The organism is Streptomyces sp. NBC_01224, from assembly GCF_036002945.1.
GTDB lineage: Bacteria > Actinomycetota > Actinomycetes > Streptomycetales > Streptomycetaceae > Streptomyces.
Genome location: NZ_CP108529.1, coordinates 7,589,437 through 7,614,220, shown reverse-complemented (window position 1 = coordinate 7,614,220; position 24,784 = coordinate 7,589,437). Strand labels below are relative to the sequence as shown.

Below are 24,784 nucleotides of genomic sequence, written 5' to 3'. Positions count from 1 at the left end.
GAAGGTAGGCAGTCACCCGGGGTGCGTCAACGATCGCCACACTCGGCACGCCGAGTGATAATCACCCTGAGAGTGGTTTCCCGTGTGTCGCGAGCGGGAAGGGCTTGTCGGATGCGCTGACTGCGACCCCGTAGAACGGTTACTGACTGTTGGTACCGAAGTCCTCCGGTGAGATCTGGTCGAGGAACTCGCGGAACTTCTCCACCTCGTCCTCCTGCTCGTCCGGGATGGCGATACCTGCATCGTCGAGCACCCCGTCACTGCCGTAGATCGGCGTTCCGGTGCGCAGTGCGAGTGCTATGGCGTCGGACGGCCGCGCGCTCACCTCGACCCCACTGGCGAAGACCAGCTCCGCGTAGAAGACCCCTTCCCGCAGGTCCGTGATACGGACCTCGGTGAGCTCCTGGCCGACGGCCTCGAGCACATCCTTGAAGAGATCATGGGTCAGCGGCCTGGCCGGAGCCATGCCCTGCTGGGCGAAGGCGATCGCGGTCGCCTCACCAGGACCGATCCAAATGGGGAGGTACCGGTCGCCTCCCACTTCACGCAGGAGCACGATCGGTTGGTTGGAGGGCATTTCCACCCGGACACCCACAACGTCGAGCTCGTTCACACAGCAACCCTAGGACGTGCTCGGCAGGTTTGGGTAGTCGGGCACCGACGTGATCAGTGGAGCCGGACCCGCAGAGCGGTCTGCACAAGCGCCGAATGAAGCCGTACGGACAGCTCTGCGAGCTCCCTCGCGGTGGCTTCGGCATGCGCTCTGGTCTGCGGATTCCGGTGCCGGCGCAGGGGCGCGACCACCTGCTCGATGAGTCCCGCCTCACGGTCCGCGGCCGCCCGAATGGCACGCAGGTGGCGCGGTTCCAGACCGAATCGACCCAGATCCGCCACAAGCTTGGCCACCGTGACCATTTCTGCGTCGTAACCGCCCTCGGCGGTCGGAGCGACCAGGCCGTACGACTCCCACTCATCCAGGTCACTCTCGGTGACCTCGGCGGCCGCCAGCAGCTCGGCACGACCGATACGGGCCGCGGTCGCCCGTCCGGAGCCGGCGTCCCAGCCGCCGTCGGTCAGATCCCGCGGGTCGCCCCCGGACGGCAGCGTGGACTGTTCGCCGCGGGCGAGGGCATCCAGATGCTCTCGGATGACTTTCAGCGGGAGGTAGTGGTCCCGCTGCATACGTAGCACCTGAGCCAGCCGCTCCACGTCGGCCCCTCGGAACTTGCGATAGCCGGAGGGGCTCCGCTGCGGCTCGACGAGACCTTCGGCCTCCAGGAAGCGAATCTTGGAGATCGTGACTTCGGGAAACTCGTCCCGCAGTTGCAGGAGCACCGTGCCGATGCTCATCGGGCGGTCGTCGGCGGTGGCGGTGCCGTGACCGGCACCGCCCGTCGGTGTTCTCAGCATGGACCTTCCCTGACGGGTCAGATGCCCCGCTGGCTCGCATAGAAGACCAGCCGGTACTTGCCGATCTGCACTTCGTCACCGTTGGACAGGGCGACGGAGTCGATGCGCTCGCGGTTGACGTAGGTGCCGTTCAGGCTGCCCACGTCCCCGACCGTGAAGCTGCCGTCGGGGCTCCTGCGGAACTCCACGTGCCGCCGCGACACCGTCACGTCGTCGAGGAAGATGTCGCTCTGTGGATGGCGGCCGGCCGTGGTCAGCTCGCCGTCCAGCAGGAAGCGGCTGCCGGAGTTCGGACCACGTCGCACCACGAGGAGTGCCGAGCCGAGCGGAAGAGCATCGACTGCGGCCTGCGCCTCGGGCGAGAGGGACGGTACGGGCGTCTGCCCGGTGGCCTCCGCCTCGTATGCCTCAAGACCGGAGATGGAGATGGTCGAGGTCGTCTCCGAGGCACGCTCGGGAATTCCACCCCTCAGCGGCGCACCGCAGTTGGAGCAGAAGCGACTGGCCTCGGCGTTGCGATGCCCGCACCTCGTACAGACCGGCATGGACGAACCCTCCTGCCTCGGGGTGAACCCTCCACCCGTACTTGAGGTTGACGGTTCCGAGAAACCTATGCGGCCGACACCGGCAGGGTCAACAGACGACGCGCCGGAAGCGCCCGAATTGTCACTGCCCGAACCGGACATCTGATCGCGGAAGAGCGGGCGCTCCGAGCCCTGCTCCTCCGCCTGGCCATGGCGCGGTGCGCGATGGCGGGCAGCTTCATCGCGAGCGCTCTTGCCGAACAACTTCCCAAACAACTTCACGGGCGATTCCCCTTGACCGAAATAGACCCGCCCGTGGGGCAGGACGAACCCTGAACGAACACACCTGCCGACCCGGACATCTTCACAACGTCCGTATCCACTCGACAGTTTCCACCACGCACCACCATTACGATGCGGCGACCCCCCGCAACCACCTGCCCGTGTCCTTCGACCCCTCCATGGCGCGGCCTCACGAGGATGACGACCGAGCGTAGTCAGGCCGCTTCGCCGGTCGCAAGACGTCCACGACGATGTCGTCGGCCTGCTCCACATGCACGGTGGCCTGCTCCTTCTCCAGTGTCTGCACCACACCGCCAGGGATGTTCAGCGCCGGCTCCAGATCCTGGGGCTTGCCGATCACCTTGAACACGTACGGCGCGGTGATCTTACGGCCGTCAACCTTGACGTTGCCGCCGTCACCGGAGAAGAACGTATTGGCCACGACTCTCACTCCGTTGACCTCGATCGCCTCGGCACCCGCCGCACGCAACTCCTGCAGCGCGTCGAGCAGCATGTCCGCCTTGATCCCGTTTCCCGGGTCATTGACGGTGAGCGTGATCCCGGGCCCGTGTGCCGCCACGGTGCCGGCGAGAATACCGAGTTGCCGCTCCTTCTCCACCGTCTGCCTACGCGCCTCCTCAGCCTGGTCGGAGCTGTTCTCCAGCTCCGTACGCTGAGCGTCGAGGCGCTGCTTCTCGTCCTCCAGACGCTGTGTTCGGTCGTCCAGCTCATCGAGAATGCGGACCAGGTCCTCCTGGCGGGCACCCCGCAGTGCGCTGTTGTCACTGTTCGAGCGCACCTGAATGGCCAGCCCGAGACCGAGGACGAACAGCAGCACCGCCACGATGAGTTGGGCTCGCGTCACCCGCGGCGGCCAGAGTCCGGCGATCAGCCGCTGACGTCCGGTGAGCTCCTTGGCGGCGTCGGCCGGCTGCTCGCCGATGCGTCCCATGTCGCTGGGAAGTTCTTCGTTGCTCATCGGCCTCAGGCCCGGAAGACGTGCCGGCGGATGGCCGCGGCGTTGGAGAAGATCCGGATCCCGAGCACGACCACCACACCGGTGGAGAGTTGCGCTCCCACGCCCAGCTTGTCGCCCAGGAACACGATCAGTGCGGCCACCACGACGTTCGACAGGAACGACACGACGAACACCTTGTCGACAAAGATTCCGTCGAGCATGGCCCGCAGACCCCCGAAGACTGCGTCGAGGGCAGCCACGACGGCGATCGGAAGATAGGGCTCGACCACCGCCGGCACCTCGGGTCGGACCAACAGTCCGACCACGACTCCCACGACGAGGCCCAGTACGGCGATCACGATGTGCCCTTCCCTTTGTCTGCCGCGCCACTGCCGGTGTCTGCGGCCTTATAAGGCTCTGCTGTTCGTACGATCAGGCTCGGCGCAACCGGAAGGTTCACCTTCTCCTGGACGGACATGCTCGTCCGGATGTCGAAGGTGTCCTTGAGCGCCTGCAGATACTGGCCGTCAGCACTGTCCTGGAATGCGGTGCTGAGCTGCTTCCCGTTCCCCACCGCCAGCAGCGTGTACGGCGGCACGAGCGGTCTGTTGTCGACCAGTATGGCGTCGCCGGCCGCACGGATCGCAGACAGGGCTGTCAGACGCTGCCCGTTGATCGCGATCGCTTCCGCACCGGACTGCCAGAGTCCGTTGACGACCCGTTGCAGGTCCCGGTCGCGAACCCGCCCGGTGTCGGCGAATCCGCTGGTCTCCCTCGGCCCGCCACCGCCCTGGTCAGTGTCCTTGGCGTCGTCGACGACGAGTCTCACACCAGGCCCCTCCGCCGCTGTCGCCCCGGCGAGCAGTGCCACCAGCTCCCCTTGGTCCCCGCCGTGCTTCTCCAACGCCTTGCGCTGGCGCCTACTCACGTCGTCCCGGAGCTTGTCGACCTGTGACTCAAGGGTGTCGGCCGCCGCCGTCTCCCCGTCGATACGATCGATCAACTCCTGACGCTCCTTGGCGATGACCGGCGCGGAGACACGTGCCTGCGCAGCCCCGAGCGTGACCACAAGTGCAGCAAGCACCAGACATGCGGCGAGGCCGAGTCTCGACTTGAGCGTGCGGGGCATGCCCGCGCTCCCGTCGGCCTTCCGACGCGCCGATGCCTCGGCGTATCCGTCGTCCAGGCTGTGGTCCATCACATTGGTCAGCAGCGACATGGACGCGTCGGGGCGCGCAGAAGGCGAGGCGGTACTCCGATCGGGGGGCTGCTGCGACATGCCGCACATCGTCGCACGTCGCCACTGCTACCGCCGAATGGCCCCACCGGTGTGCCCAATGGCGTCGCTGGACGCCGCCGGGAACACCGGTGGAACCCTCAGTGACCTGCGCTCTCCACGATCGCCGCCCATTCGTCCAGCAGTGCCTGCGCGGAGGCGTCGTCCGGGCCCTCAGCCCACAAATGGGTGACCGCTTCGGCCGGGTCCGGCAGCACCATCACCCATCGCCCGTCGGCCTCCACGACCCGTACACCGTCCGTCGTGTCGACACTGCGGTCGCCGGCGGCCTCCACGACCCGCCGCATGACCAGGCCCTTGACGGCCCAGGGTGTGGCCAGATCACGGCGCAGGACATGGGCACGGGGAATACGGGCATCGATCTGACTGAGAGTGAGCTGGGTCCTGGCGACGAGCCCGATGAGTCTTACGAAAGCAGCCGATCCGTCGAAGACGCTGCTGAATTCGGGAACGATGAATCCACCGCGGCCGTCTCCACCGAAGATGGTGCCTTCCTCGCGCCCCACACGCGTCAGATCGTCGGGCGATGTCGTCGTCCATTCGACCTGCGTGCCGTGGTACGCCGCGACCTGCTCGGCGACCCGCGTCGTGGTCACCGGCAGGGCTACCCGCCCGCTGCGCCGCTCGGCCGCCACAAGGTCGAGCATCACCAGGAGCGCCCGGTCGTCCTCCACGATCCTGCCCCGTTCGTCAACCAGGGAGAGCCGCTCGCCCACCGGGTCGAACCGCACGCCGAACGCGGCCCGTGCCGAGGAGACGATCTCGCCCAATCGCACCAGTCCTGAGCGCCGGGTCTCGGCGGATTCGGTGGGCCGTGATTCGTCGAGGCCGGGGTTGATGGTCAATGCATCCACGCCGAGCCTGCCCAGCAGGCTGGGCAGGACAAGCCCGGCACTGCCGTTGGAGGCATCGACGACAACCTTGAGACCCGCGTCGGCAATCCCCGCGGTGTCCACGTTGCGCAACAGCGATCCGGTGTACGAGTCGAAGACGCTGGACGGGAAGTGCAGATCCCCGATCTCCCCCGGGAAGGCACGGCGGTATTCCTGACGTGCGTAGACCCGGTCCAGCTTCCGCTGCCGCGCCTGGGAGAGGTCCGCGCCCCGCTCGTCGAAGAACATGATGTCGACCGAGTCGGACACGCCGGGGGACGTACGAATCATGATCCCGCCGGCGCTGCCCCGCGCGGTCTGCTGGCGTGCGACGGGCAGCGGTACGTTCTCCAGGTCCCGGACATCGATGGCACTGGCCTGGAGCGCCGAGATCACCGCTCTCTTCAGCGCACGGGCGCCGCGGGAGTGGTCACGGGCGGTGGTGACCGTCGAGCCCTTCTTGAGGGTCGTGGCATAGGCTCCGGCGAGCCGGACCGCCAGCTCCGGCGTGATCTCGACGTTCAGAATCCCGGACACACCGCGGGCCCCGAAGAGGTGGGCCTGTCCGCGAGATTCCCAGATCACCGAGGTATTGACGAAGGCGCCGGCCTCGATGGTCTTGAACGGGTAGACGCGGACATTGCCCTGAATGATCGATTCTTCACCGATCAGGCACTCGTCTCCGATGACCGCGCCGTCCTCGATGCGGGCGGCCCGCATGACGTCGGTGTTCTTACCGATCACGCATCCGCGCAGATTGCTGTGCTGGCCGATGTAGACGTTGTCGTGAACCACTGCCCTGTGCAGGAAAGCGCCGCTCTTCACGACGACATTCGACCCGATGACCGTGTGCTCGCGAATCTCCGCTCCGGCTTCGACCTTTGCATAGTCCCCGATGTAGAGAGGTCCCCGCAGTACCGCGTCGGGATGTACATCCGCGCCTTCCGCGACCCATACACCCGGCGAGATCTCGAAGCCGTCGATCTCGACGTCAACCTTGCGCTCAAGAACGTCTGCCTGGGCCTTCACATAGCTCTCGTGGGTACCGACATCCTCCCAGTAGCCCTCGGCGACATAGCCGTAGATGGGCTTTCCTTCCTTCATGAGCTGCGGGAAGACATCACCGGACCAGTCCACGGAGACGTCGGCCTCGACATAGTCGAACACCTCGGGTTCCATGACGTAGATGCCCGTATTCACGGTGTCCGAGAAGACCTGGCCCCAAGTCGGCTTCTCCAGGAAACGCTCGACCTGGCCCGCCTCGTCCACGATGGTGATGCCGAATTCCAGAGGATTCGGCACTCGGGTCAGGCATACCGTCACCAGCCCGCCCTTTTCCTTGTGGAAGGCGATGAGGTCGGTGAGATCGAAGTCGGTGAGCGCGTCACCGGAAATAACGAGGAAGGTGTCGTCCTTCAGTGCTTCCTCGGCATTCTTCACGCTCCCCGCGGTGCCGAGCGGTTTCTCCTCATTGGCATAACTGAGCTCCATCCCGAGCTCTTCGCCGTCCCCGAAGTAGTTCTTGACCAACGAGGCAAGAAACTGGACCGTTACGACGGTCTCGTTGAGCCCGTGCCGCTTGAGCAGCCGAAGCACATGCTCCATGATCGGCCGATTGGCGACGGGCAGAAGCGGCTTGGGCATGCTTGAGGTCATGGGACGAAGACGAGTGCCTTCGCCGCCAGCCATCACGACGGCCTTCATGTCGGAAACGTCCTCCTTGCAGAGACGACGGTTTAGCCGACTTCACCCGTCAGGGCACCACCCGGGTCATCAGCGGCGGGCCGGCCACACTGCGCGGCACCCGCATCAACGAGCTCAATCGGCTGCTACATCCGCCTTGACGAGCCGGCGGACCTGAACCACGTAGAGGATCCCTGCCCACCAATAGAGCGTTGTACCCCAACCTGCGAACGCCCATCCGAAAATGGCGGCCAGCGATGCAAGCCAACCACTTCCGTCGCTGAGCAGCAACAAGGGGAACGCATACATCAAGTTGAACGTGGCAGCCTTCCCCAGAAAGTTCACCTGGGGCGGCGGATAGCCGTGGCGGCGAAGGATTCCCACCATCACGAGAAGCATCAGCTCGCGGGCCAGAAGTGCTGCGGTGAGCCAGAGCGGCAGGATCTCCCGCCAGGTCAGACCGACGAGGGTCGAAAGGATGTAGAGGCGGTCTGCAGCAGGGTCCAGGAGCCGACCGAGGCTGCTGATCTGGTTCCACCGGCGGGCGAGCTTGCCGTCGAGGTAGTCGCTGATGCCACTGAACATCAGCACCAGCAAAGCCCAGCCATCGCTTTGGGGGCCGCCGAACACAGGGCGAAGAATCAGCCACAGGAAGAGCGGAACCCCGACAAGGCGAGCCATGCTGAGGATGTTGGGGATGGTGAGTACCCGGTCCGTCTGAACCCGAGTCTCCTGGACCTCCACCCGGGGGCCTCCTGTGCGAAGAACGTGCCAATGATGCCCCCTGACCTTACCCTCAGCCACCGCTGGCAGGTGCACAGGGGTATCGCAAGGCCTCGTGAACGCAGAAAAGCCCCGCACCAGAGGTGCGGGGCTTTCCCGTAAAAGAAGTTCGGCGGCGTCCTACTCTCCCACAGGGTCCCCCCTGCAGTACCATCGGCGCTGAAAGGCTTAGCTTCCGGGTTCGGAATGTAACCGGGCGTTTCCCTAACGCAATGACCACCGAAACACTATGAAATTAACCAACACCGGAACACAACACGGCCGTTCGTTATTTCAGAACTAACACAGTGGACGCGAGCAACTGAGGACAAGCCCTCGGCCTATTAGTACCAGTCAGCTCCACCCGTTACCGGGCTTCCACATCTGGCCTATCAACCCAGTCGTCTACTGGGAGCCTTAACCAATCAAGTTGGTGGGAATACTCATCTCGAAGCAGGCTTCCCGCTTAGATGCTTTCAGCGGTTATCCTTTCCGAACGTAGCCAACCAGCCATGCCCTTGGCAGGACAACTGGCACACCAGAGGTTCGTCCGTCCCGGTCCTCTCGTACTAGGGACAGCCCTTCTCAATATTCCTACGCGCACAGCGGATAGGGACCGAACTGTCTCACGACGTTCTAAACCCAGCTCGCGTACCGCTTTAATGGGCGAACAGCCCAACCCTTGGGACCGACTCCAGCCCCAGGATGCGACGAGCCGACATCGAGGTGCCAAACCATCCCGTCGATATGGACTCTTGGGGAAGATCAGCCTGTTATCCCCGGGGTACCTTTTATCCGTTGAGCGACAGCGCTTCCACAAGCCACTGCCGGATCACTAGTCCCGACTTTCGTCCCTGCTCGACCCGTCGGTCTCACAGTCAAGCTCCCTTGTGCACTTACACTCAACACCTGATTGCCAACCAGGCTGAGGGAACCTTTGGGCGCCTCCGTTACTCTTTAGGAGGCAACCGCCCCAGTTAAACTACCCATCAGACACTGTCCCTGATCCGGATCACGGACCCAGGTTAGACATCCAGCACGACCAGAGTGGTATTTCAACGGCGACTCCACAACCACTGGCGTGGCTGCTTCAAAGTCTCCCACCTATCCTACACAAGCCGAACCGAACACCAATATCAAACTGTAGTAAAGGTCCCGGGGTCTTTCCGTCCTGCTGCGCGAAACGAGCATCTTTACTCGTAGTGCAATTTCACCGGGCCTATGGTTGAGACAGTCGAGAAGTCGTTACGCCATTCGTGCAGGTCGGAACTTACCCGACAAGGAATTTCGCTACCTTAGGATGGTTATAGTTACCACCGCCGTTTACTGGCGCTTAAGTTCTCAGCTTCGCCGACCCGAAAGTCAGCTAACCGGTCCCCTTAACGTTCCAGCACCGGGCAGGCGTCAGTCCGTATACATCGCCTTACGGCTTCGCACGGACCTGTGTTTTTAGTAAACAGTCGCTTCTCGCTGGTCTCTGCGGCCACCCCCAGCTCACCGAGCAAATCGGATCACCAGTGATGGCCCCCCTTCTCCCGAAGTTACGGGGGCATTTTGCCGAGTTCCTTAACCATAGTTCACCCGAACGCCTCGGTATTCTCTACCTGACCACCTGAGTCGGTTTAGGGTACGGGCCGCCATGAAACTCGCTAGAGGCTTTTCTCGACAGCATAGGATCATCCACTTCACCACAATCGGCTCGGCATCAGGTCTCAGCCTTAACGTGTGACGGATTTACCTACCACACGGCCTACACCCTTACCCCGGGACTACCACCGCCCGGGCTGGACTACCTTCCTGCGTCACCCCATCGCTTACCTAGTACAAGTCTGGTTCGTCGGCTCCACCACTACCCTCAACTCCGAAGAGATCGGGCCGGCTTCACGGACTTAGCATCGCCTGATTCAGTATTGGGCGTTTCAAAGCGGGTACCGGAATATCAACCGGTTGTCCATCGACTACGCCTGTCGGCCTCGCCTTAGGTCCCGACTTACCCTGGGCAGATCAGCTTGACCCAGGAACCCTTAGTCAATCGGCGCACACGTTTCTCACGTGTGTATCGCTACTCATGCCTGCATTCTCACTCGTGAACCGTCCACAACTCGCTTCCGCGGCTGCTTCACCCGGCACACGACGCTCCCCTACCCATCCACACAGGCGTTAGCCCTTAATGTATGAATGACACGACTTCGGCGGTACGCTTGAGCCCCGCTACATTGTCGGCGCGGAATCACTTGACCAGTGAGCTATTACGCACTCTTTCAAGGGTGGCTGCTTCTAAGCCAACCTCCTGGTTGTCTCTGCGACTCCACATCCTTTCCCACTTAGCGTACGCTTAGGGGCCTTAGTCGATGCTCTGGGCTGTTTCCCTCTCGACCATGGAGCTTATCCCCCACAGTCTCACTGCCGTGCTCTCACTTACCGGCATTCGGAGTTTGGCTAAGGTCAGTAACCCGGTAGGGCCCATCGCCTATCCAGTGCTCTACCTCCGGCAAGAAACACACGACGCTGCACCTAAATGCATTTCGGGGAGAACCAGCTATCACGGAGTTTGATTGGCCTTTCACCCCTAACCACAGGTCATCCCCCAGGTTTTCAACCCTGGTGGGTTCGGTCCTCCACGAAGTCTTACCTCCGCTTCAACCTGCCCATGGCTAGATCACTCCGCTTCGGGTCTTGAGCGTGCTACTGAAACGCCCTATTCGGACTCGCTTTCGCTACGGCTTCCCCACACGGGTTAACCTCGCAACACACCGCAAACTCGCAGGCTCATTCTTCAAAAGGCACGCAGTCACGACTGCATGTGCAAGCACATACAGCGACGCTCCCACGGCTTGTAGGCACACGGTTTCAGGTACTATTTCACTCCGCTCCCGCGGTACTTTTCACCATTCCCTCACGGTACTATCCGCTATCGGTCACCAGGGAATATTTAGGCTTAGCGGGTGGTCCCGCCAGATTCACACGGGATTTCTCGGGCCCCGTGCTACTTGGGTGTCTCTCAAACGAGCCGTTAATGTTTCAGCTACGGGGGTCTTACCCTCTACGCCGGACCTTTCGCATGTCCTTCGCCTACATCAACGGTTTCTGACTCGTCTCACAGCCGGCAGACCGTGAAAGAGAGATCCCACAACCCCGCATGCGCAACCCCTGCCGGGTATCACACGCATACGGTTTGGCCTCATCCAGTTTCGCTCGCCACTACTCCCGGAATCACGGTTGTTTTCTCTTCCTGAGGGTACTGAGATGTTTCACTTCCCCTCGTTCCCTCCACACTGCCTATGTGTTCAGCAGCGGGTGACAGCCCATGACGACTGCCGGGTTTCCCCATTCGGACACCCCCGGATCAAAGCTCGGTTGACAGCTCCCCGGGGCCTATCGTGGCCTCCCACGTCCTTCATCGGTTCCTGGTGCCAAGGCATCCACCGTGCGCCCTTAAAAACTTGGCCACAGATGCTCGCGTCCACTGTGCAGTTCTCAAACAACGACCAGCCACCCATCACCCCACCCCGAAAGGCGAGTTCACTGGGACCGGCAACTGAAGGCAACCTTGCGGCCGTACCCTCAGATACCCAACAACGTGCCCGACACAACCGATCCCTTCCCACGTTCCACGCCGAAGCAGTACTAGTGAAAAACAACCTGTCGTGCCGAATAGTCAACGTTCCACCCATGAGCAACCACCGCCGAACATTTGCCGACGTAGTGGCCTCTGACCGAGCAAGCCCGGTAAGAAGTGCTCCTTAGAAAGGAGGTGATCCAGCCGCACCTTCCGGTACGGCTACCTTGTTACGACTTCGTCCCAATCGCCAGTCCCACCTTCGACAGCTCCCTCCCACAAGGGGTTGGGCCACCGGCTTCGGGTGTTACCGACTTTCGTGACGTGACGGGCGGTGTGTACAAGGCCCGGGAACGTATTCACCGCAGCAATGCTGATCTGCGATTACTAGCAACTCCGACTTCATGGGGTCGAGTTGCAGACCCCAATCCGAACTGAGACCGGCTTTTTGAGATTCGCTCCGCCTCGCGGCATCGCAGCTCATTGTACCGGCCATTGTAGCACGTGTGCAGCCCAAGACATAAGGGGCATGATGACTTGACGTCGTCCCCACCTTCCTCCGAGTTGACCCCGGCAGTCTCCTGTGAGTCCCCATCACCCCGAAGGGCATGCTGGCAACACAGAACAAGGGTTGCGCTCGTTGCGGGACTTAACCCAACATCTCACGACACGAGCTGACGACAGCCATGCACCACCTGTACACCGACCACAAGGGGGGCACCATCTCTGATGCTTTCCGGTGTATGTCAAGCCTTGGTAAGGTTCTTCGCGTTGCGTCGAATTAAGCCACATGCTCCGCTGCTTGTGCGGGCCCCCGTCAATTCCTTTGAGTTTTAGCCTTGCGGCCGTACTCCCCAGGCGGGGAACTTAATGCGTTAGCTGCGGCACCGACGACGTGGAATGTCGCCAACACCTAGTTCCCAACGTTTACGGCGTGGACTACCAGGGTATCTAATCCTGTTCGCTCCCCACGCTTTCGCTCCTCAGCGTCAGTAATGGCCCAGAGATCCGCCTTCGCCACCGGTGTTCCTCCTGATATCTGCGCATTTCACCGCTACACCAGGAATTCCGATCTCCCCTACCACACTCTAGCCTGCCCGTATCGACTGCAGACCCGGGGTTAAGCCCCGGGCTTTCACAACCGACGCAACAAGCCGCCTACGAGCTCTTTACGCCCAATAATTCCGGACAACGCTTGCGCCCTACGTATTACCGCGGCTGCTGGCACGTAGTTAGCCGGCGCTTCTTCTGCAGGTACCGTCACTTTCGCTTCTTCCCTGCTGAAAGAGGTTTACAACCCGAAGGCCGTCATCCCTCACGCGGCGTCGCTGCATCAGGCTTTCGCCCATTGTGCAATATTCCCCACTGCTGCCTCCCGTAGGAGTCTGGGCCGTGTCTCAGTCCCAGTGTGGCCGGTCGCCCTCTCAGGCCGGCTACCCGTCGTCGCCTTGGTAGGCCATCACCCCACCAACAAGCTGATAGGCCGCGGGCTCATCCTTCACCGCCGGAGCTTTCAACCCCGTCCCATGCGGGACAGAGTGTTATCCGGTATTAGACCCCGTTTCCAGGGCTTGTCCCAGAGTGAAGGGCAGATTGCCCACGTGTTACTCACCCGTTCGCCACTAATCCACCCCGAAGGGCTTCATCGTTCGACTTGCATGTGTTAAGCACGCCGCCAGCGTTCGTCCTGAGCCAGGATCAAACTCTCCGTGAATGTTTTCCCGTAATCGGGACACACATCACGAGAGCGGAACGATCAGCCGGAATAAGACCGATCGTTCACAGCGTCCTCGCTGTGTAAATTGCCTACCGGAACCGTGAGGCCCGGCAGGACTTTCAAAGGAACCACCAACCTGCCGAAACAGGCCGGGGTATCAACATATCTGGCGTTGACTTTTGGCACGCTGTTGAGTTCTCAAGGAACGGACGCTTCCTTTGTACTCACCCTCTCGGGCTTTCCTCCGGGCTTTCCCTTCGGTCTTGCGTCTCCGACTCTATCAGACTCTTTCGTGTCCGATTCCCGGTCGAAACGGGGCCGCTTTCCAGTTCTTCGCTTTCGCGTTTCCCTTTCCGGCGAGTCCGACTCTATCAGGCCTTTTCATTTCCCTTGACCAACCTCCTGCAGGCATGCAGGTGCCGATCCGGGTTAGAGTCAGGGCTTAAAAGTCGCCGCCGACCCCCGACTTAAAGTCGCGCTGGGGCCAGGCAGGAGTACGACAGTACAGGGCGCCGGGAGTTGAGGCAAATCGTTTCCGGTGCCCCTCTAAGGCCGCGAACCATCAGGACTCAGACGGAACCGGAACTTCTTATGACTTACCCTGCTGAACAGTACGCCGACGCCCACAAGCTGTGACGGCGCCATTCAAGCTCCACCCCTGGGAGGTTCCCCATGACCACTGTGACGTCCCCTCTTGCCGGACGTGCCATCGGGCTCGCTGCGGTACCGGACCCGGTCTTCTCCGGTGCGATGGTGGGTCCTGGAACCGCCATTGATCCCGTGCGCGAGCCGTCCGAGGCCGTATCGCCGGTCGACGGCATCGTTGTCTCCCTGCACCCGCACGCGTTCGTCGTCGTGGATGAGCACGGGCGCGGCGTTCTCGTGCACCTCGGCATCGACACCGTTCAGCTCAATGGTGAAGGCTTCGAGCTGCTCGTGAACAAGGGGGACACAGTCACGCGGGGTCAGGGCATCGTGCGTTGGGATCCTGCGGGCGTCGAGGCGGCGGGCAAGTCCCCTGTGTGCCCGATCGTCGCGCTGGAGGCCACCGCTGATTCCCTCTCCGACGTCCGCGAGGACGGGGACGTGAAGATCGGCGACACGTTGTTCGGTTGGCAGTGACGGACTCGGCGCAGTGAAGGCCGACTGGATATCCACCGCGGAGGCACGGGCCGCCGCACAACCGGGGACGGGTGAAATGGAGACAACGCTGCGAGGCGTCGGTGTGAGCCATGGAGTGGCGATCGGCGAGGTGCGTCATATGGGCACGGCGGTACTCGAGCCGCCGGCCAAGCAGATTCCGGCCGAGGAGGCGGAGCGCGAACAGGGGCGGGCTCGCCAGGCTGTGGAGGCTGTGGCGGCCGACCTGATTGCGCGCGGCAATCTGGCCGGTGGCGAGGCCCAGCATGTGCTCGAAGCCCAGGCCATGATGGCGCAGGACCCCGAGCTGATGGCTGATGTGGAGCGGCGCATTGCCGTCGGCAGCACCGCCGAGCGCGCCGTCTACGACGCGTTCGCCGCCTACCGGGCGCTGCTTGCGAACGCCGGGGAGTACCTGGCGGGTCGGGTTGCCGACCTCGACGACGTGCGCAACCGGATCGTGGCTCGCCTGCTCGGTGTGCCGATGCCAGGTGTGCCGGACAGCGACGAGCCCTATGTGCTGATCGCACGGGATCTCGCGCCCGCCGACACGGCGCTGCTCGACCCGGCTCTGGTGCTCGGCTTTGTGACCGAGGAGGGCGGGCCGACCAGTCACAGCGCGATTCTGGCGCGGGCGCTCGGTGTGCCTGCCGTGGTGGCGCTCCCCGGTGCCGGCGAGCTGGCCGAGGGCACGGTCGTCGCGGTGGACGGCAGCACCGGTGAGATCTTCGTCGAGCCCAGCGCCGAGAAGCGTGCGGAGATGGAGAGCGCCGCTGCGACGCGCAAGGCCGCACTGTCCGCTTCGACCGGTCCCGGCGCTACCTCCGACGGCCACAGGGTCCCGCTGCTCGCCAATGTCGGTGGGCCGGGCGATGTGCCGGCAGCGGTCGAGGCCGGCGCCGAGGGCGTGGGGTTGTTCCGTACCGAGTTCCTGTTCCTGGACGACAGCAAGCAGGCACCGTCCGAGGAGAAGCAGGTTGCGGCCTACCGGGCAGTGCTTGAGGCATTCCCCGAGGGGCGTGTCGTGGTGCGGGTGCTGGATGCCGGCGCCGACAAGCCGCTGGACTTCCTGACGCCGGCGGACGAGCCGAACCCGGCACTGGGTGTGCGCGGGCTGCGGAGCCTGCTGGACCACCCCGAGGTACTGCGGACCCAGCTGACCGCGCTGGCGAAGGCGGCCGAGGGTCTGCCTGTCCACCTTGAGGTCATGGCTCCGATGGTGGCGGACCGCAAGGATGCGAAGGCCTTTGCCGATGCCTGCCGTGAGGCCGGGCTGCGGGCGAAGTTCGGCGCGATGGTGGAGATTCCGTCCGCGGCGCTGCGGGCACGCTCGATCCTGCAGGAGGTGGAGTTCCTCTCGCTGGGCACCAATGACCTCGCGCAGTACACCTTTGCCGCCGACCGTCAGGTGGGTGCGGTGTCCCGGCTGCAGGATCCGTGGCAGCCCGCGCTGCTCGACCTCGTGGCGCTGTCGGCGGATGCGGCCAGGGCCGAGGGCAAGAGCTGTGGTGTCTGTGGTGAAGCCGCCTCCGATCCACTGCTCGCCTGTGTCCTGACGGGGCTGGGTGTGACGTCGTTGTCGATGGGGGCCGCGTCCATTCCTTATGTCCGCGCCACGCTGGCTAAGTACACGCTTGCGCAGTGCGAGCGTGCCGCTTCCGCCGCGCGTGCGGCGGACTCCGCCGAAGAGGCACGGGTGGCGGCTCAGGCGGTGCTGTCGGGCGAGTAGCCCTGCGGTGTCCGTGGTGAAGGGGCTCCCTGCTGATGGTGGCGGGGAGCCCCTTCGGCTTGTCAGTGGTGTGATTCCGGTTCATCCGCGCCCAGGTCGAAGCCCGCGCAGTACTCCACATGTGACTCCGGGGCGACCGGTTCGCCGGTGTCGGCGTCGGTGCAGTAAGCGCTGAAGACCTCACCGGCGGTGAGCGGGACCAGGCTGCCGCGGGCCAGCCGCCAGCCGTGGACCCGGTCCTGGGTGCCGGGGCTGCTCGTACGGAGTACGACTCCCCCGGGCTTTTCGAGGGCGATACCGACGGCGAGCACCGTGACGAACTCGGCTCCTTCCGCTGTTTCGAGGCGGGCGGGTCCCGCGGTGTCGCGCTCGGTGTGCAGGACGGCGAGCAGATGCTCGTTCTCGGTGGGGGCGCTGCACACGAGGTGGTGGGTGCCTGGGCCTGCCGTCTCCAGCATGCGCAGCAGCAGGTGGGAAGCCCGGTCGAAGGCGGCGCGGCCGATGTCCTGGCCGCAGTCCGCGCAGTCTCCGAGGCCGGCCAGGGTCATCGTGGCGTACTCCCAGGTGGCCTGGCGGACGGCTCGGCTGATCAGGAGCGGGATCAGGGTGTCGATGGGCTGCCCGGCGTACGCGACAGTGGCCCCGGCTGAGGCGATCTCGGCGGTGAAGCGGCTGCGGCTGGCGGGAGCGTCGGGGGCGATTCCCGACTCGGTGCAGAACTCCGCGTACTCCTCCGGGTCGAAGAGAGCGACCGTGGCGTGCATGCCCTGTGCGGCGAGGGCTTTGAGCAGGCCCTCGACCTGCTGCAGATAGACAGTGTGGTCGTCGAACGTGAAGGTGCGGTAGCGCTGCATCGCCGCGAAGTCCTGCTCATCGGCCAGGAGGCCGATGGTGCTGGGTGCTTCGCGGCGCAGCGTACGTCGCATGGATGTGCCGGAGCGGCTGTACCCGGCGGTCGCGCTGTGCTTGGCGTGCTTGGTGTTCCTGGTGTGCGCCATGACTCCCCCAGTGCGCTGTCGATCATTGCTCACTCAGAGTAATCAGGGGCACTGACAGTGCGGACGGTCAGGCACGTTTGCGGGCGAGTTCCTCGTAGAAGCGGAGGAGTTCGAGGTTGTCGATCGAGCCGGGATTGACCGCCTTGGCCAGGGCCGTGCCTTGCAGGAGGCGTTTGACCGGAACCTCGATGCGCTTGCCGGTCAGAGTGTGCGGAATGCCTGGGACCTCGATGACCTCGTCCGGGACATGGCGCGGGGACAGGTTCTCGCGGATGGTCTGCTTGATGCTGTTGCGCAGGTCGTCGTCGAGCGCGGCCCCGTCGGCGAGGTGGACGAAGAGCGGCATCCAGTACCCGCCGTCGGGCTCCTCGATGCCGATGACGAGGGATTCGCGGATCTCGGGGAGCCGCTCGACGGCTTCGTAGATGTCGGCGGATCCCATGCGCACACCCTGGCGGTTGAGGGTGGAGTCGGAGCGGCCGTGGATGACGACCGAGCCGCGTTCGGTGATCGTGATCCAGTCGCCGTGACGCCACACACCGGGGTACATGTCGAAGTAGCTGTCGTGGTAGCGGCTGCCGTCGGGGTCGTTCCAGAAGTGGATCGGCATGGAGGGCAGGGGTGCGGTGACGACGAGTTCGCCGACTTCGCCGATGTGCGGCTTGCCTGCGGGATCCCAGGACTGCAGGTCCGTGCCGAGGCACGGGGCCTGGAGTTCGCCGATGTGCACGGGGAGGGTGGGGACCGCGCCGGCGAAGCAGCTGCAGACGTCCGTGCCGCCGCTGACGGAGGCGATCCAGAGATTGTCGTCGACTTCGTCGTGGAGCCAGCGGAAACCGTCGGGCGGGAGCGGGGAGCCGGTGGTGGCGACGCACTGAATACGGGAGAGGTCGAAGTCGCGGCCCGGGTGGATGCCGGCCTTGCGGCAGGCCATGACATAGGCGGCGGAGGTACCGAAGAGGGTCGCTCCGGTCTGTTCGGCGACGCGCCACTGGGCGCTGACGTCCGGATAGCCCGGGCTTCCGTCGTACAGCACGAGCGTGGTCCCGGTGAGCAGGCCGGAGACGAGGAAGTTCCACATCATCCAGCCGGTGGAGGTGTACCAGAAGAACCGGTCGTCGGGGCCGAGGTCGCAGTGCAGGCCGATCTGCTTGAAGTGTTCCAGCAGGATCCCGCCCTGGGACTGGACGATCGCCTTGGGGAGTCCGGTCGTGCCGGAGGAGTAGAGCACCCACAGCGGATGGTCGAAGGGGACCTGTTCGAAGACGGGCTCGGTGTCCGCGGATGTGAGGGCGGACCATTCGAGAGCGCCTTCCGGGGCCTCGGTGCCCAGCAGCGGGATGTGGACGACGGCGCGCAGGGTGGGGAGTTCGCGGCGAAGCTCCGCGACGGTGTCGGCGCGGTCGTGTTCCTTCCCGCCGTAGCGGTAGCCGTCGACGGCGAAGAGGACGACGGGTTCGACCTGCTGGAAGCGGTCGAGGACGCTGCGGGCTCCGAAGTCGGGGGCGCAGGAGGTCCAGACACCACCGACGGCCGCGGTGGCGAGGAAGGCGACGACGGCCTGGGGGACGTTGGGGAGGTAGGCGCTGACACGATCGCCCGGTTCGACACCGAGAGCACGGAGCTCGGCGGCGAGCGATCCGACCCGGCGGCGGAGTTCGGACCACGAGATGGGGACCTGGGTATGGGTCTCGTCGACGTGGAGCAGGGCGGGGGCGTCTGCGCGCAGGGGGTCCTCCGCAGTGCGCAGGGCGTGTTCGGCGTAGTTGAGGGTGGCGCCGGGGAACCACTGGGCGCCGGGCATGGTGCGGTCGCCGATGACGGACTCGTACGGGGTGGAGAACCGTACGTCGAACCAGTCGGCGACGGCCTGCCAGAACGTGTCGAGTTCATCGACCGACCAGCGGTGCAGGGCCGGATAGCCGCCGTCGGCCGGTGCTCCGTACCGCTCGGCCGCCCAGTTCTGGAAGCGGGTGACGGCCGCGGCCGCGATGCGGTCGGGGCCGGGCTGCCAGAGGGGGGCTTCGTTGGCTGCTGCGGTCATGGGGCGGCTCCCTGGCTGTACGGGTACGCGGGATGGGCGTGGGTCGCGCGCACACGTGCTGGGGTGTGCGCGTGAGGCGGCTTTTACGGACGATGCCATGTGATCGTCTTTCGCACCAGGGTTCGCCACCCATGGTCGCGTGTCCGGATATGTGGTCCGGCCACGGGTGAACGGAAGTTGAACGGAGCCCGCTCCCGCCCTGTCGGGTGGCAGGGTGAACTGCATGAACGGTAGTGACCTGGTGCGCTCGGTGAAGATGGTCGGTTCGGCGCAGGGGCTGCGCGCGGTGCGCTCCTCCTTGCGGCGTCGCAATGCGGATGCGCGGGCGCTGCCGCGGCGCGGTGCGGAGCGGGCGAGAGTGCCGGGACTTGTGGTCGGGGCGGATCCGGGACCGGGCGGGGGTGTGGTGCGGTTCGCGCGTTCGGAGCTGCGGGTCCGGGTGGCGGTGGGCGGTGCGGTGTTCTGGGGCTGGGACGGCGCGGAGCCGTTGCCGTCGTACGCATTGGCCGGTGCGGCGCCCGAGGCGGATCCGCGGGCCGAGCTGGAACCGGACAAGGACGGCGGCTGGCAGGTGGTCTCGGAGCGGCTGACCGTTGCGGTGTCGCGGCACGGGGCCGTGGAACTGCGTACTCCTGGCGGGGTGGTGCTCCGGCGCGAGTTGCCGCCGCGCTGGTGGGAGCCGGTGGCGGGTGGTGCGGCTCGGTGGGTGCAGCGTTCCGAGGTGCCGGCGGACGCCCGGTTCTTCGGGCTCGGCGGACGGGCGTCGGGGCCGCGGCTGCGGGACGGTGTGTACGAGCTGTGGAACACCGATCCGGGTGGGCGCTTCGGGCCGGATGACGATCCGCTGTATCTGACGATGCCGGTGCAGATGGTGGTCTCCGATGCGGGGACGCATCTGGTGTTCCACGACAACACCTGGTCGGGGCGGGTGACGTTGCGCGAGGGCGAGGAGGGTGCGGGGTCCGGCCATGACCGTCCGGGGATGTGTGAGGTGCGGATGGACGGGGGGCCGCTGCGCTGCTGGGTGATGGCCGGTACGCCGGCCCGGGTGCTGAAGGGCTGGACGGCGCTCACGGGTGCGCCAGCGCTGCCGCCGTCCTGGGCGTTGGGTCCGCAGCATGCCCGTTGGGGGTTCGGGAGCGAACGGGAGGTGCGGCGGATCGTTGCCGGGTACCGGGAGCGGGGACTGCCCTTGTCGGTACTGCATCTGGACATCGACCACCTCGACGCGCATCGGGTGTTCACCGTCGACCGTGAGCGGTTTCCCGATCTTCCGGGGCTGGCTGAGGAGTTGCGGGAGGACGGGGTGCGGCTGGTGTCGATCGTCGATCCCGCGGTGAAGGCTGAGCCGGGGGATGCGGTGTTCGACTCGGGTAGGGCGGTCGGGAGCGGAGGGGCGTTCGTCCGGGATGCGCGGGGGCGGGCGGTGCGCGGGGAGGTGTGGCCGGGTGAGTGCGTGTATCCGGACTTCACCGATCCGCAGGTGCGGGAGTGGTGGGGCGGCCTGTACGGGGAGCGGCTCGCGCAGGGGTTCTCCGGTGTGTGGCACGACATGAACGAGCCGGTGTCGTTCGCGGCGTTCGGGGATCCGACGCTGCCGCGGTCGGCGCGGCACTCTCTGGAGGGCCGCGGGGGTGATCACCGCGAGGCTCACAATGTGTACGGGCTCGCGATGGCGCGTGCCGGGTACGAAGGGCTTCGCCGGCTGCGGCCGGAGACGCGCCCTTTTCTGTTCTCGCGTTCCGGTTGGGCGGGGATGCAGCGTTACGGGGGCACCTGGTCCGGTGATGTGGAGACCGGCTGGCCGGGACTGCGGGCCTCGCTGGCGCTGGTGCTGGGGCTGGGGCTGTGCGGGGTTCCGTATTCGGGGCCGGATGTGGGCGGGTTCGACGGCTCACCGTCGCCGGAGTTGTATCTGCGGTGGTTCCAGCTGGGTGCGTATCTGCCGTTGTTCCGTACCCATGCGGCGATCGACGCGGGACGACGGGAGCCGTGGGAGTTCGGACCGCAGGTGCTCGATCATGCGCGGGCCGCGCTGGAGGAGCGGGAGCGGCTTCACCCGTACTTCGTGACGCTGGCGCAGCTGGCCCGGCTGACCGGTGCGCCGTATGTGCGACCGGTCTGGTGGGGTGCGCCCGGGGAGCGGGCATTGCGGGAGTGCGAGGACGCGTTCTTGCTGGGTGATGCCTTGCTGGTGGCGCCGGTGCTGGAACGTGGCGCCGATCGCCGGGCCGTGCGGTTGCCGCGGGGGCGTTGGTACGACACGGCGACGGGTGAGGTGTACGAGGGGCCGGGGCAGGTGTTGCTCGATGCGCCGTTGTCGCGGGTGCCTGTGTTGGCGCGGGCGGGTTCGGTGCTGCCGGTGCGGGGAGCGGACGGCGGTGTGGAACTGGAGGTGTGGGCTCCGGCCGCGGGGCGCAGTGGGGGCGGTCTGGTGGTCCGGGATGTGGGTGACGGCTGGGAGCGGGCGGAGGTCGAGCGGTATACGTCGCGGCTGGTGGACGGGGAGGTTCGGGTGGCGCGGGAGGGCGGGGAGGGGCCGGTGGACCACCCCGTGCGTGTGCGGGGGTTGTAGGCCGGGTCGTGGTGTGCGGAGGGGCCGTCGGGCCGGTCAGTGGTAGCCGCCTTCGAACCACGTGCGGGCGGCCCGGGTATGCAGGGGGAAGGCGAGCTCGGTGGGTGTGCGGAGCAGCTGGAAGCCGGAGGTCTCGTCGGTCGGCCCGGAGAGCGGGAGGCCGGCCGCGGGGCGTTCCGGAAGCAGGCCGAAGAGGAGTAGGTGGCCGTCCGCGGCGCTGAGGGCATCGGCGAGGCGGACGTCCCGTTCGTCGGCCTCGATGCCGGTCTCCTCGTGGAGTTCACGTACGACGGCGTGTTTCCAGTCCTCGTCGTGGTCGATGAAGCCGCCGGGGAGGGCGAGACCACCGCGGTGGGGCGGGATGGTGCGGGTGATGACGACGAGTCCGGCGCCGTCCCGGTCGGTGACGGGGAGCAGAGCCACTGCGACCGGCAGCGGGTTGCGGTAGGTGGTATCGCCGCAGACGGTGCAGGTGCGGGGCCAGGCTGTGGGGGACACCGAGGCGACGTACGGCGCTCCGCAGGTGCCGCAGTGGGAGTCCTTGACCGGCTTGTCGGGGTTGCTCATGGGCGCAGACACGCGCGGACTGTATCCGATCGCCTGCCGGCCTCCCCCACATTGTTGAATTATGTGCTCATGACAAGTCTCGCTTCCGCTCTCCGTGTCCTGGCAGCCGCTGCCGCCACCCTGCTCGCCGTCACCGCCGCCGCCCCCGTGGCGCAGGCGAAGCCCGAGCCGAAGGCCCCCGAGGAGTTCGTCGCCCTGCGTTCGGTGGACCCGACGATCATCCAGGAGATGCGCTACCCCACCGCACACAACTTCATGGGCGTTCCGGTGGACGGCTACCGCCAGCCGCTCTGCATCCTGACCCGGCCGGCGGCCCGTGCCCTGCACCACGCACAGACCCGGCTGCTGAAGCAGGGCTATTCGCTGAAGGTGTACGACTGCTACCGGCCACAGCGGGCGGTCGACCACTTCGTACGGTGGGCGAAGGATCTCGACGACGAGACCATGAAGGGCGAGTTCTACCCCCGGGTCGACAAGACGCGGCTGTTCGCCGACGGTTACATCGCGGAGAAGTCCGGGCACAGCCGCGGCAGCACAGTGGACCTGACGCTGGTGAAACTGCCCGCCGCACCGACCGGACCGTACCTGCCGGGCCAGAAGCCGGTGCCCTGTTATGCACCCGAGGCCGACCGCTTCCCGGACAATTCCGTGGACATGGGCACGGGATTCGACTGCTTCGACACGCTCTCGCACACCGATGACCCGCGCATCCAGGGAACTCAGCGCGCCAATCGGCAGTTCCTGAAGAAGACACTCACCGACGCCGGGTTTGTGAATCTGGCCGAGGAATGGTGGCACTACACCTTCAAGCCCGAGCTGTTCCCGGACACCTACTTCGACTTCCCGGTGGCCAGGAGGTCCGTCGCGGGGCACTGACGGGAGCGCGGAGAACGGGCGGCCGGGACCACCCCCGTGGGTTCCGGCCGCCCGTTCTTCTTCTCGGACGTGGATCGGCCGTTTCCGGTTGCCGCTCAAGCCATTACGGTGCCCGTATGTCACAACAGACGTTCGATTCATACGAAGAGTTCTGGCCGTACTACGTCGCGATGCACTCCAGGGCCGCCACCCGCTGGGTCCATCTGACGGGCACCCTCACCGGTCTCGCGGTCACCGCGTACGGCCTGGCACGGGGGCGCAAGAGGTACGCGGCCGCACTGCCGCTGATCGGGTACGGGACCGCCTGGCCCGCGCACTTCCTGATCGAGAAGAACAATCCGGCCACCTTTGGGCATCCCGCCTGGTCACTGCGTGGCGATGTACAGATGATCCGGATGATGCTGGCGGGCCGCGATCGGGAGCTGGCAGAGACCGCCGCCAAGTGGCTCGCCGACAACCGCTGACCGTGGCACACTTCTGACGCTCCGTCAGATTTTGTTGCCGGGGAGGGGTTTTGCCACAGACGCGCACACCAATGGTGGCCGGATGGTTCACCGGGGACGGCACCGACCACGAATTCCGGCTGCTGGGCACCCGCTGTTCTGCCTGCTCGTCGGTCTTCTTCCCGCGTCAGGACGTCTTCTGCCGCAATCCGCGGTGCGCGGGCGGTGAGCTGGCCGAAGTGCCGCCCTCCCGGCGCGGCACGGTCTGGTCGTACACGGACGGCCGCTACCGGCCACCTGCCCCCTACCTCTCCGACCCCGACGTGCCCTGGAAGCCGTACACGCTGGTGGCCGTCGAGCTGGCGGCCGAGCGCATGGTGATCCTTGGCCAGACCGCACCGGGGGTGGGCGTCGCGGATCTGGCGGTCGGCATGACCGTCGAGGTGGCGCCGGGCGTGCTGAGCGGGGGCGCCGCCGCCGGAACCGATTCGGCCCCGGTGTGGACGACCTGGCACTGGCGACCGGTGCCGTCCCAGGGCCCCGGCGGGGCCCTGGGCGGTGCGGCATGACCGGAGAGGTGGCCGTCCTCGGCGCCGGGATGCATCCGTGGGGCAAGTGGGGGCGCAGCTTCGTGGAGTACGGCACGGTGGCGGCCCGGACGGCACTCGGTGACGCGGGGATCGGCTGGCAGGACGTGCAGTCGGTGGTCGGCGCGGACACCGTGCGCGGCGGCTACCCGGGCTATGTGGCCGGTGCGACATTCGCGCAGGCACTCGGCTGGCAGGGGGCTAGGGTCGCCAGCGTGTACGCGGCATGTGCGTCGGGTGCCCAGGCGATCAACACCGCCAGGGCGCAGATCCTCGCCGGTCTGGCGGAGGTGGTGCTCGTGGTGGGCGCGGACGCCGCGCCCAAGGGGTTCTTCGCCCCGGCGGGCGGCGACCGGCCGGACGACCCCGACTGGCTGCGCTTCCGGGTGCTCGGCGCGACGAACCCCGCGTACTTCGCGTTGTACGCCCGCCGACGCATGGCCGTTATCCCGGTCAATCCGAGCGGCGGACTCGCCTCCTTCGGGGAGGCCGTGCCCGCGCAGGCCATCGCCCAGGTCTGCGAGCTGACCTGGCAGCTGCCCGGCACTGCGGACCGACGGCAGGTTCCGGGCGCGCGGGTCGGGATCACGGCGAATCAAGGGCTGTTCGGCCATGGTTCCGCAGTCGTCGCGGTCCGCTGAGCGCTTTCCCGGCCGTTTTGCAGTGCGTGACGGTCCGTACCACACCTGTCGTGAACAGCGCTTGCTGTCGACAGCCTTGACGACCCATCACACAGGGTGAAAAATCCTTGCCCAGTCAGA

At 65.6% G+C, this 24,784-nt stretch carries 18 protein-coding genes and 3 rRNA genes; 7 read left to right on the top strand and 14 right to left on the bottom strand.

Going from position 1 to position 24,784, the window contains the following annotated elements; translation table 11 throughout:
- Nucleotides 1-139: 139 nt before the first annotated feature.
- The 11 genes from OG609_RS34320 to OG609_RS34270 all read right to left on the bottom strand — a co-directional run bounded on the left by OG609_RS34320 (nucleotide 140) and on the right by OG609_RS34270 (nucleotide 13,061).
- On the bottom strand, nucleotides 140-613 hold the full coding sequence (locus tag OG609_RS34320; protein ID WP_006123076.1) for a bifunctional nuclease family protein: 474 nt from the start codon (nucleotides 611-613) through the stop codon (nucleotides 140-142).
- A 53-nt stretch (nucleotides 614-666) separates the two neighbouring features.
- Nucleotides 667-1,410: a transcriptional regulator FtsR gene (gene ftsR / locus OG609_RS34315; protein ID WP_327276381.1), complete on the bottom strand. Its 744-nt coding sequence runs from the start codon at nucleotides 1,408-1,410 to the stop codon at nucleotides 667-669.
- A 17-nt stretch (nucleotides 1,411-1,427) separates the two neighbouring features.
- A complete protein-coding gene (locus OG609_RS34310; protein ID WP_327276380.1) occupies nucleotides 1,428-2,216 on the bottom strand; it encodes an FHA domain-containing protein in 789 nt (262 codons plus the stop codon).
- 190 nt (nucleotides 2,217-2,406) lie between these two features.
- Nucleotides 2,407-3,195: a DUF881 domain-containing protein gene (locus OG609_RS34305; protein ID WP_382902274.1), complete on the bottom strand. Its 789-nt coding sequence runs from the start codon at nucleotides 3,193-3,195 to the stop codon at nucleotides 2,407-2,409.
- Between the two features lie 5 nt (nucleotides 3,196-3,200).
- Nucleotides 3,201-3,533, bottom strand: coding sequence for a small basic family protein (locus tag OG609_RS34300; RefSeq protein ID WP_003970459.1), 333 nt, complete (start codon nucleotides 3,531-3,533; stop codon nucleotides 3,201-3,203).
- Nucleotides 3,530-4,453, bottom strand: coding sequence for a DUF881 domain-containing protein (locus OG609_RS34295; protein WP_327276379.1), 924 nt, complete (start codon nucleotides 4,451-4,453; stop codon nucleotides 3,530-3,532). Before OG609_RS34295 ends, OG609_RS34300 begins: the two co-directional genes overlap by 4 nt.
- A 98-nt stretch (nucleotides 4,454-4,551) precedes the next feature.
- Complete coding sequence (locus OG609_RS34290) at nucleotides 4,552-7,047, bottom strand: mannose-1-phosphate guanyltransferase (protein ID WP_327276378.1); 2,496 nt, start codon at nucleotides 7,045-7,047, stop codon at nucleotides 4,552-4,554.
- A 114-nt stretch (nucleotides 7,048-7,161) separates the two neighbouring features.
- Nucleotides 7,162-7,770 carry a CDP-alcohol phosphatidyltransferase family protein gene (locus OG609_RS34285; protein WP_189280773.1) on the bottom strand — a complete coding sequence of 203 codons (609 nt, stop codon included), beginning with the start codon at nucleotides 7,768-7,770 and terminating at the stop codon, nucleotides 7,162-7,164.
- A 146-nt stretch (nucleotides 7,771-7,916) separates the two neighbouring features.
- Nucleotides 7,917-8,033, bottom strand: a 5S ribosomal RNA gene (rrf, locus tag OG609_RS34280).
- A 79-nt stretch (nucleotides 8,034-8,112) separates the two neighbouring features.
- Nucleotides 8,113-11,237 (bottom strand): 23S ribosomal RNA (locus OG609_RS34275).
- Nucleotides 11,238-11,535: 298 nt separating this feature from the next.
- Nucleotides 11,536-13,061: ribosomal RNA gene (locus OG609_RS34270) — 16S ribosomal RNA — on the bottom strand.
- The 16S, 23S and 5S rRNA genes sit together here, the layout of an rRNA operon.
- Before the next feature lie 675 nt (nucleotides 13,062-13,736).
- On the opposite strand from OG609_RS34270, the gene OG609_RS34265 reads away from it, so the two are divergent.
- On the top strand, nucleotides 13,737-14,186 hold the full coding sequence (locus OG609_RS34265) for a PTS sugar transporter subunit IIA (RefSeq protein WP_189281020.1): 450 nt from the start codon (nucleotides 13,737-13,739) through the stop codon (nucleotides 14,184-14,186).
- A gap of 76 nt (nucleotides 14,187-14,262) precedes the next feature.
- Nucleotides 14,263-15,933, top strand: coding sequence for a phosphoenolpyruvate--protein phosphotransferase (ptsP, locus tag OG609_RS34260; RefSeq protein WP_327276377.1), 1,671 nt, complete (start codon nucleotides 14,263-14,265; stop codon nucleotides 15,931-15,933).
- A gap of 62 nt (nucleotides 15,934-15,995) precedes the next feature.
- Here ptsP and OG609_RS34255 read toward each other — a convergent pair whose 3' ends face one another.
- Nucleotides 15,996-16,931: a hypothetical protein gene (locus OG609_RS34255; RefSeq protein WP_327276376.1), complete on the bottom strand. Its 936-nt coding sequence runs from the start codon at nucleotides 16,929-16,931 to the stop codon at nucleotides 15,996-15,998.
- A gap of 67 nt (nucleotides 16,932-16,998) precedes the next feature.
- On the bottom strand, nucleotides 16,999-18,975 hold the full coding sequence (locus OG609_RS34250) for an acetoacetate--CoA ligase (RefSeq protein WP_327276375.1): 1,977 nt from the start codon (nucleotides 18,973-18,975) through the stop codon (nucleotides 16,999-17,001).
- Between the two features lie 223 nt (nucleotides 18,976-19,198).
- Here OG609_RS34250 and OG609_RS34245 point away from each other — a divergent pair, with 223 nt between their 5' ends.
- Nucleotides 19,199-21,550: a glycoside hydrolase family 31 protein gene (locus tag OG609_RS34245; protein ID WP_327276374.1), complete on the top strand. Its 2,352-nt coding sequence runs from the start codon at nucleotides 19,199-19,201 to the stop codon at nucleotides 21,548-21,550.
- A gap of 36 nt (nucleotides 21,551-21,586) precedes the next feature.
- On the opposite strand, the gene OG609_RS34240 is transcribed toward OG609_RS34245, so the two are convergent.
- Nucleotides 21,587-22,117 (bottom strand): NUDIX domain-containing protein, encoded by a 531-nt coding sequence (locus OG609_RS34240; protein WP_327278284.1) that lies wholly within the window; start codon nucleotides 22,115-22,117, stop codon nucleotides 21,587-21,589.
- A gap of 69 nt (nucleotides 22,118-22,186) precedes the next feature.
- On the opposite strand from OG609_RS34240, the gene OG609_RS34235 reads away from it, so the two are divergent.
- The 4 genes from OG609_RS34235 (at nucleotide 22,187) to OG609_RS34220 (ending at nucleotide 24,664) form a co-directional block, all read left to right on the top strand.
- Nucleotides 22,187-22,993, top strand: a complete 807-nt coding sequence (locus tag OG609_RS34235; protein ID WP_327276373.1) for a M15 family metallopeptidase — start codon at nucleotides 22,187-22,189, stop codon at nucleotides 22,991-22,993.
- A 116-nt stretch (nucleotides 22,994-23,109) separates the two neighbouring features.
- Nucleotides 23,110-23,457, top strand: coding sequence for a DUF962 domain-containing protein (locus tag OG609_RS34230; protein ID WP_327276372.1), 348 nt, complete (start codon nucleotides 23,110-23,112; stop codon nucleotides 23,455-23,457).
- A 50-nt stretch (nucleotides 23,458-23,507) separates the two neighbouring features.
- Nucleotides 23,508-24,005 (top strand): Zn-ribbon domain-containing OB-fold protein, encoded by a 498-nt coding sequence (locus OG609_RS34225; protein WP_327276371.1) that lies wholly within the window; start codon nucleotides 23,508-23,510, stop codon nucleotides 24,003-24,005.
- Complete coding sequence (locus tag OG609_RS34220) at nucleotides 24,002-24,664, top strand: thiolase C-terminal domain-containing protein (protein ID WP_327276370.1); 663 nt, start codon at nucleotides 24,002-24,004, stop codon at nucleotides 24,662-24,664. Before OG609_RS34225 ends, OG609_RS34220 begins: the two co-directional genes overlap by 4 nt.
- Nucleotides 24,665-24,784 lie beyond the last annotated feature (120 nt).

What these genes read in the sequence shown, in the direction of transcription:
- ftsR (WP_327276381.1), bottom strand. Translation starts at nt 1,410, where the DNA reads ATGCTGAGAACACCGACGGGCGGTGCCGGTCACGGCACCGCCACCGCC.
- OG609_RS34305 (WP_382902274.1), bottom strand. Translation starts at nt 3,195, where the DNA reads ATGAGCAACGAAGAACTTCCCAGCGACATGGGACGCATCGGCGAGCAG.
- OG609_RS34295 (WP_327276379.1), bottom strand. Translation starts at nt 4,453, where the DNA reads ATGTCGCAGCAGCCCCCCGATCGGAGTACCGCCTCGCCTTCTGCGCGC.
- OG609_RS34290 (WP_327276378.1), bottom strand. Translation starts at nt 7,047, where the DNA reads ATGAAGGCCGTCGTGATGGCTGGCGGCGAAGGCACTCGTCTTCGTCCC.
- OG609_RS34265 (WP_189281020.1), top strand. Translation starts at nt 13,737, where the DNA reads ATGACCACTGTGACGTCCCCTCTTGCCGGACGTGCCATCGGGCTCGCT.
- ptsP (WP_327276377.1), top strand. Translation starts at nt 14,263, where the DNA reads ATGGAGACAACGCTGCGAGGCGTCGGTGTGAGCCATGGAGTGGCGATC.
- OG609_RS34255 (WP_327276376.1), bottom strand. Translation starts at nt 16,931, where the DNA reads ATGGCGCACACCAGGAACACCAAGCACGCCAAGCACAGCGCGACCGCC.
- OG609_RS34250 (WP_327276375.1), bottom strand. Translation starts at nt 18,975, where the DNA reads ATGACCGCAGCAGCCAACGAAGCCCCCCTCTGGCAGCCCGGCCCCGAC.
- OG609_RS34245 (WP_327276374.1), top strand. Translation starts at nt 19,199, where the DNA reads ATGAACGGTAGTGACCTGGTGCGCTCGGTGAAGATGGTCGGTTCGGCG.
- OG609_RS34240 (WP_327278284.1), bottom strand. Translation starts at nt 22,117, where the DNA reads ATGAGCAACCCCGACAAGCCGGTCAAGGACTCCCACTGCGGCACCTGC.
- OG609_RS34235 (WP_327276373.1), top strand. Translation starts at nt 22,187, where the DNA reads ATGACAAGTCTCGCTTCCGCTCTCCGTGTCCTGGCAGCCGCTGCCGCC.
- OG609_RS34230 (WP_327276372.1), top strand. Translation starts at nt 23,110, where the DNA reads ATGTCACAACAGACGTTCGATTCATACGAAGAGTTCTGGCCGTACTAC.
- OG609_RS34220 (WP_327276370.1), top strand. Translation starts at nt 24,002, where the DNA reads ATGACCGGAGAGGTGGCCGTCCTCGGCGCCGGGATGCATCCGTGGGGC.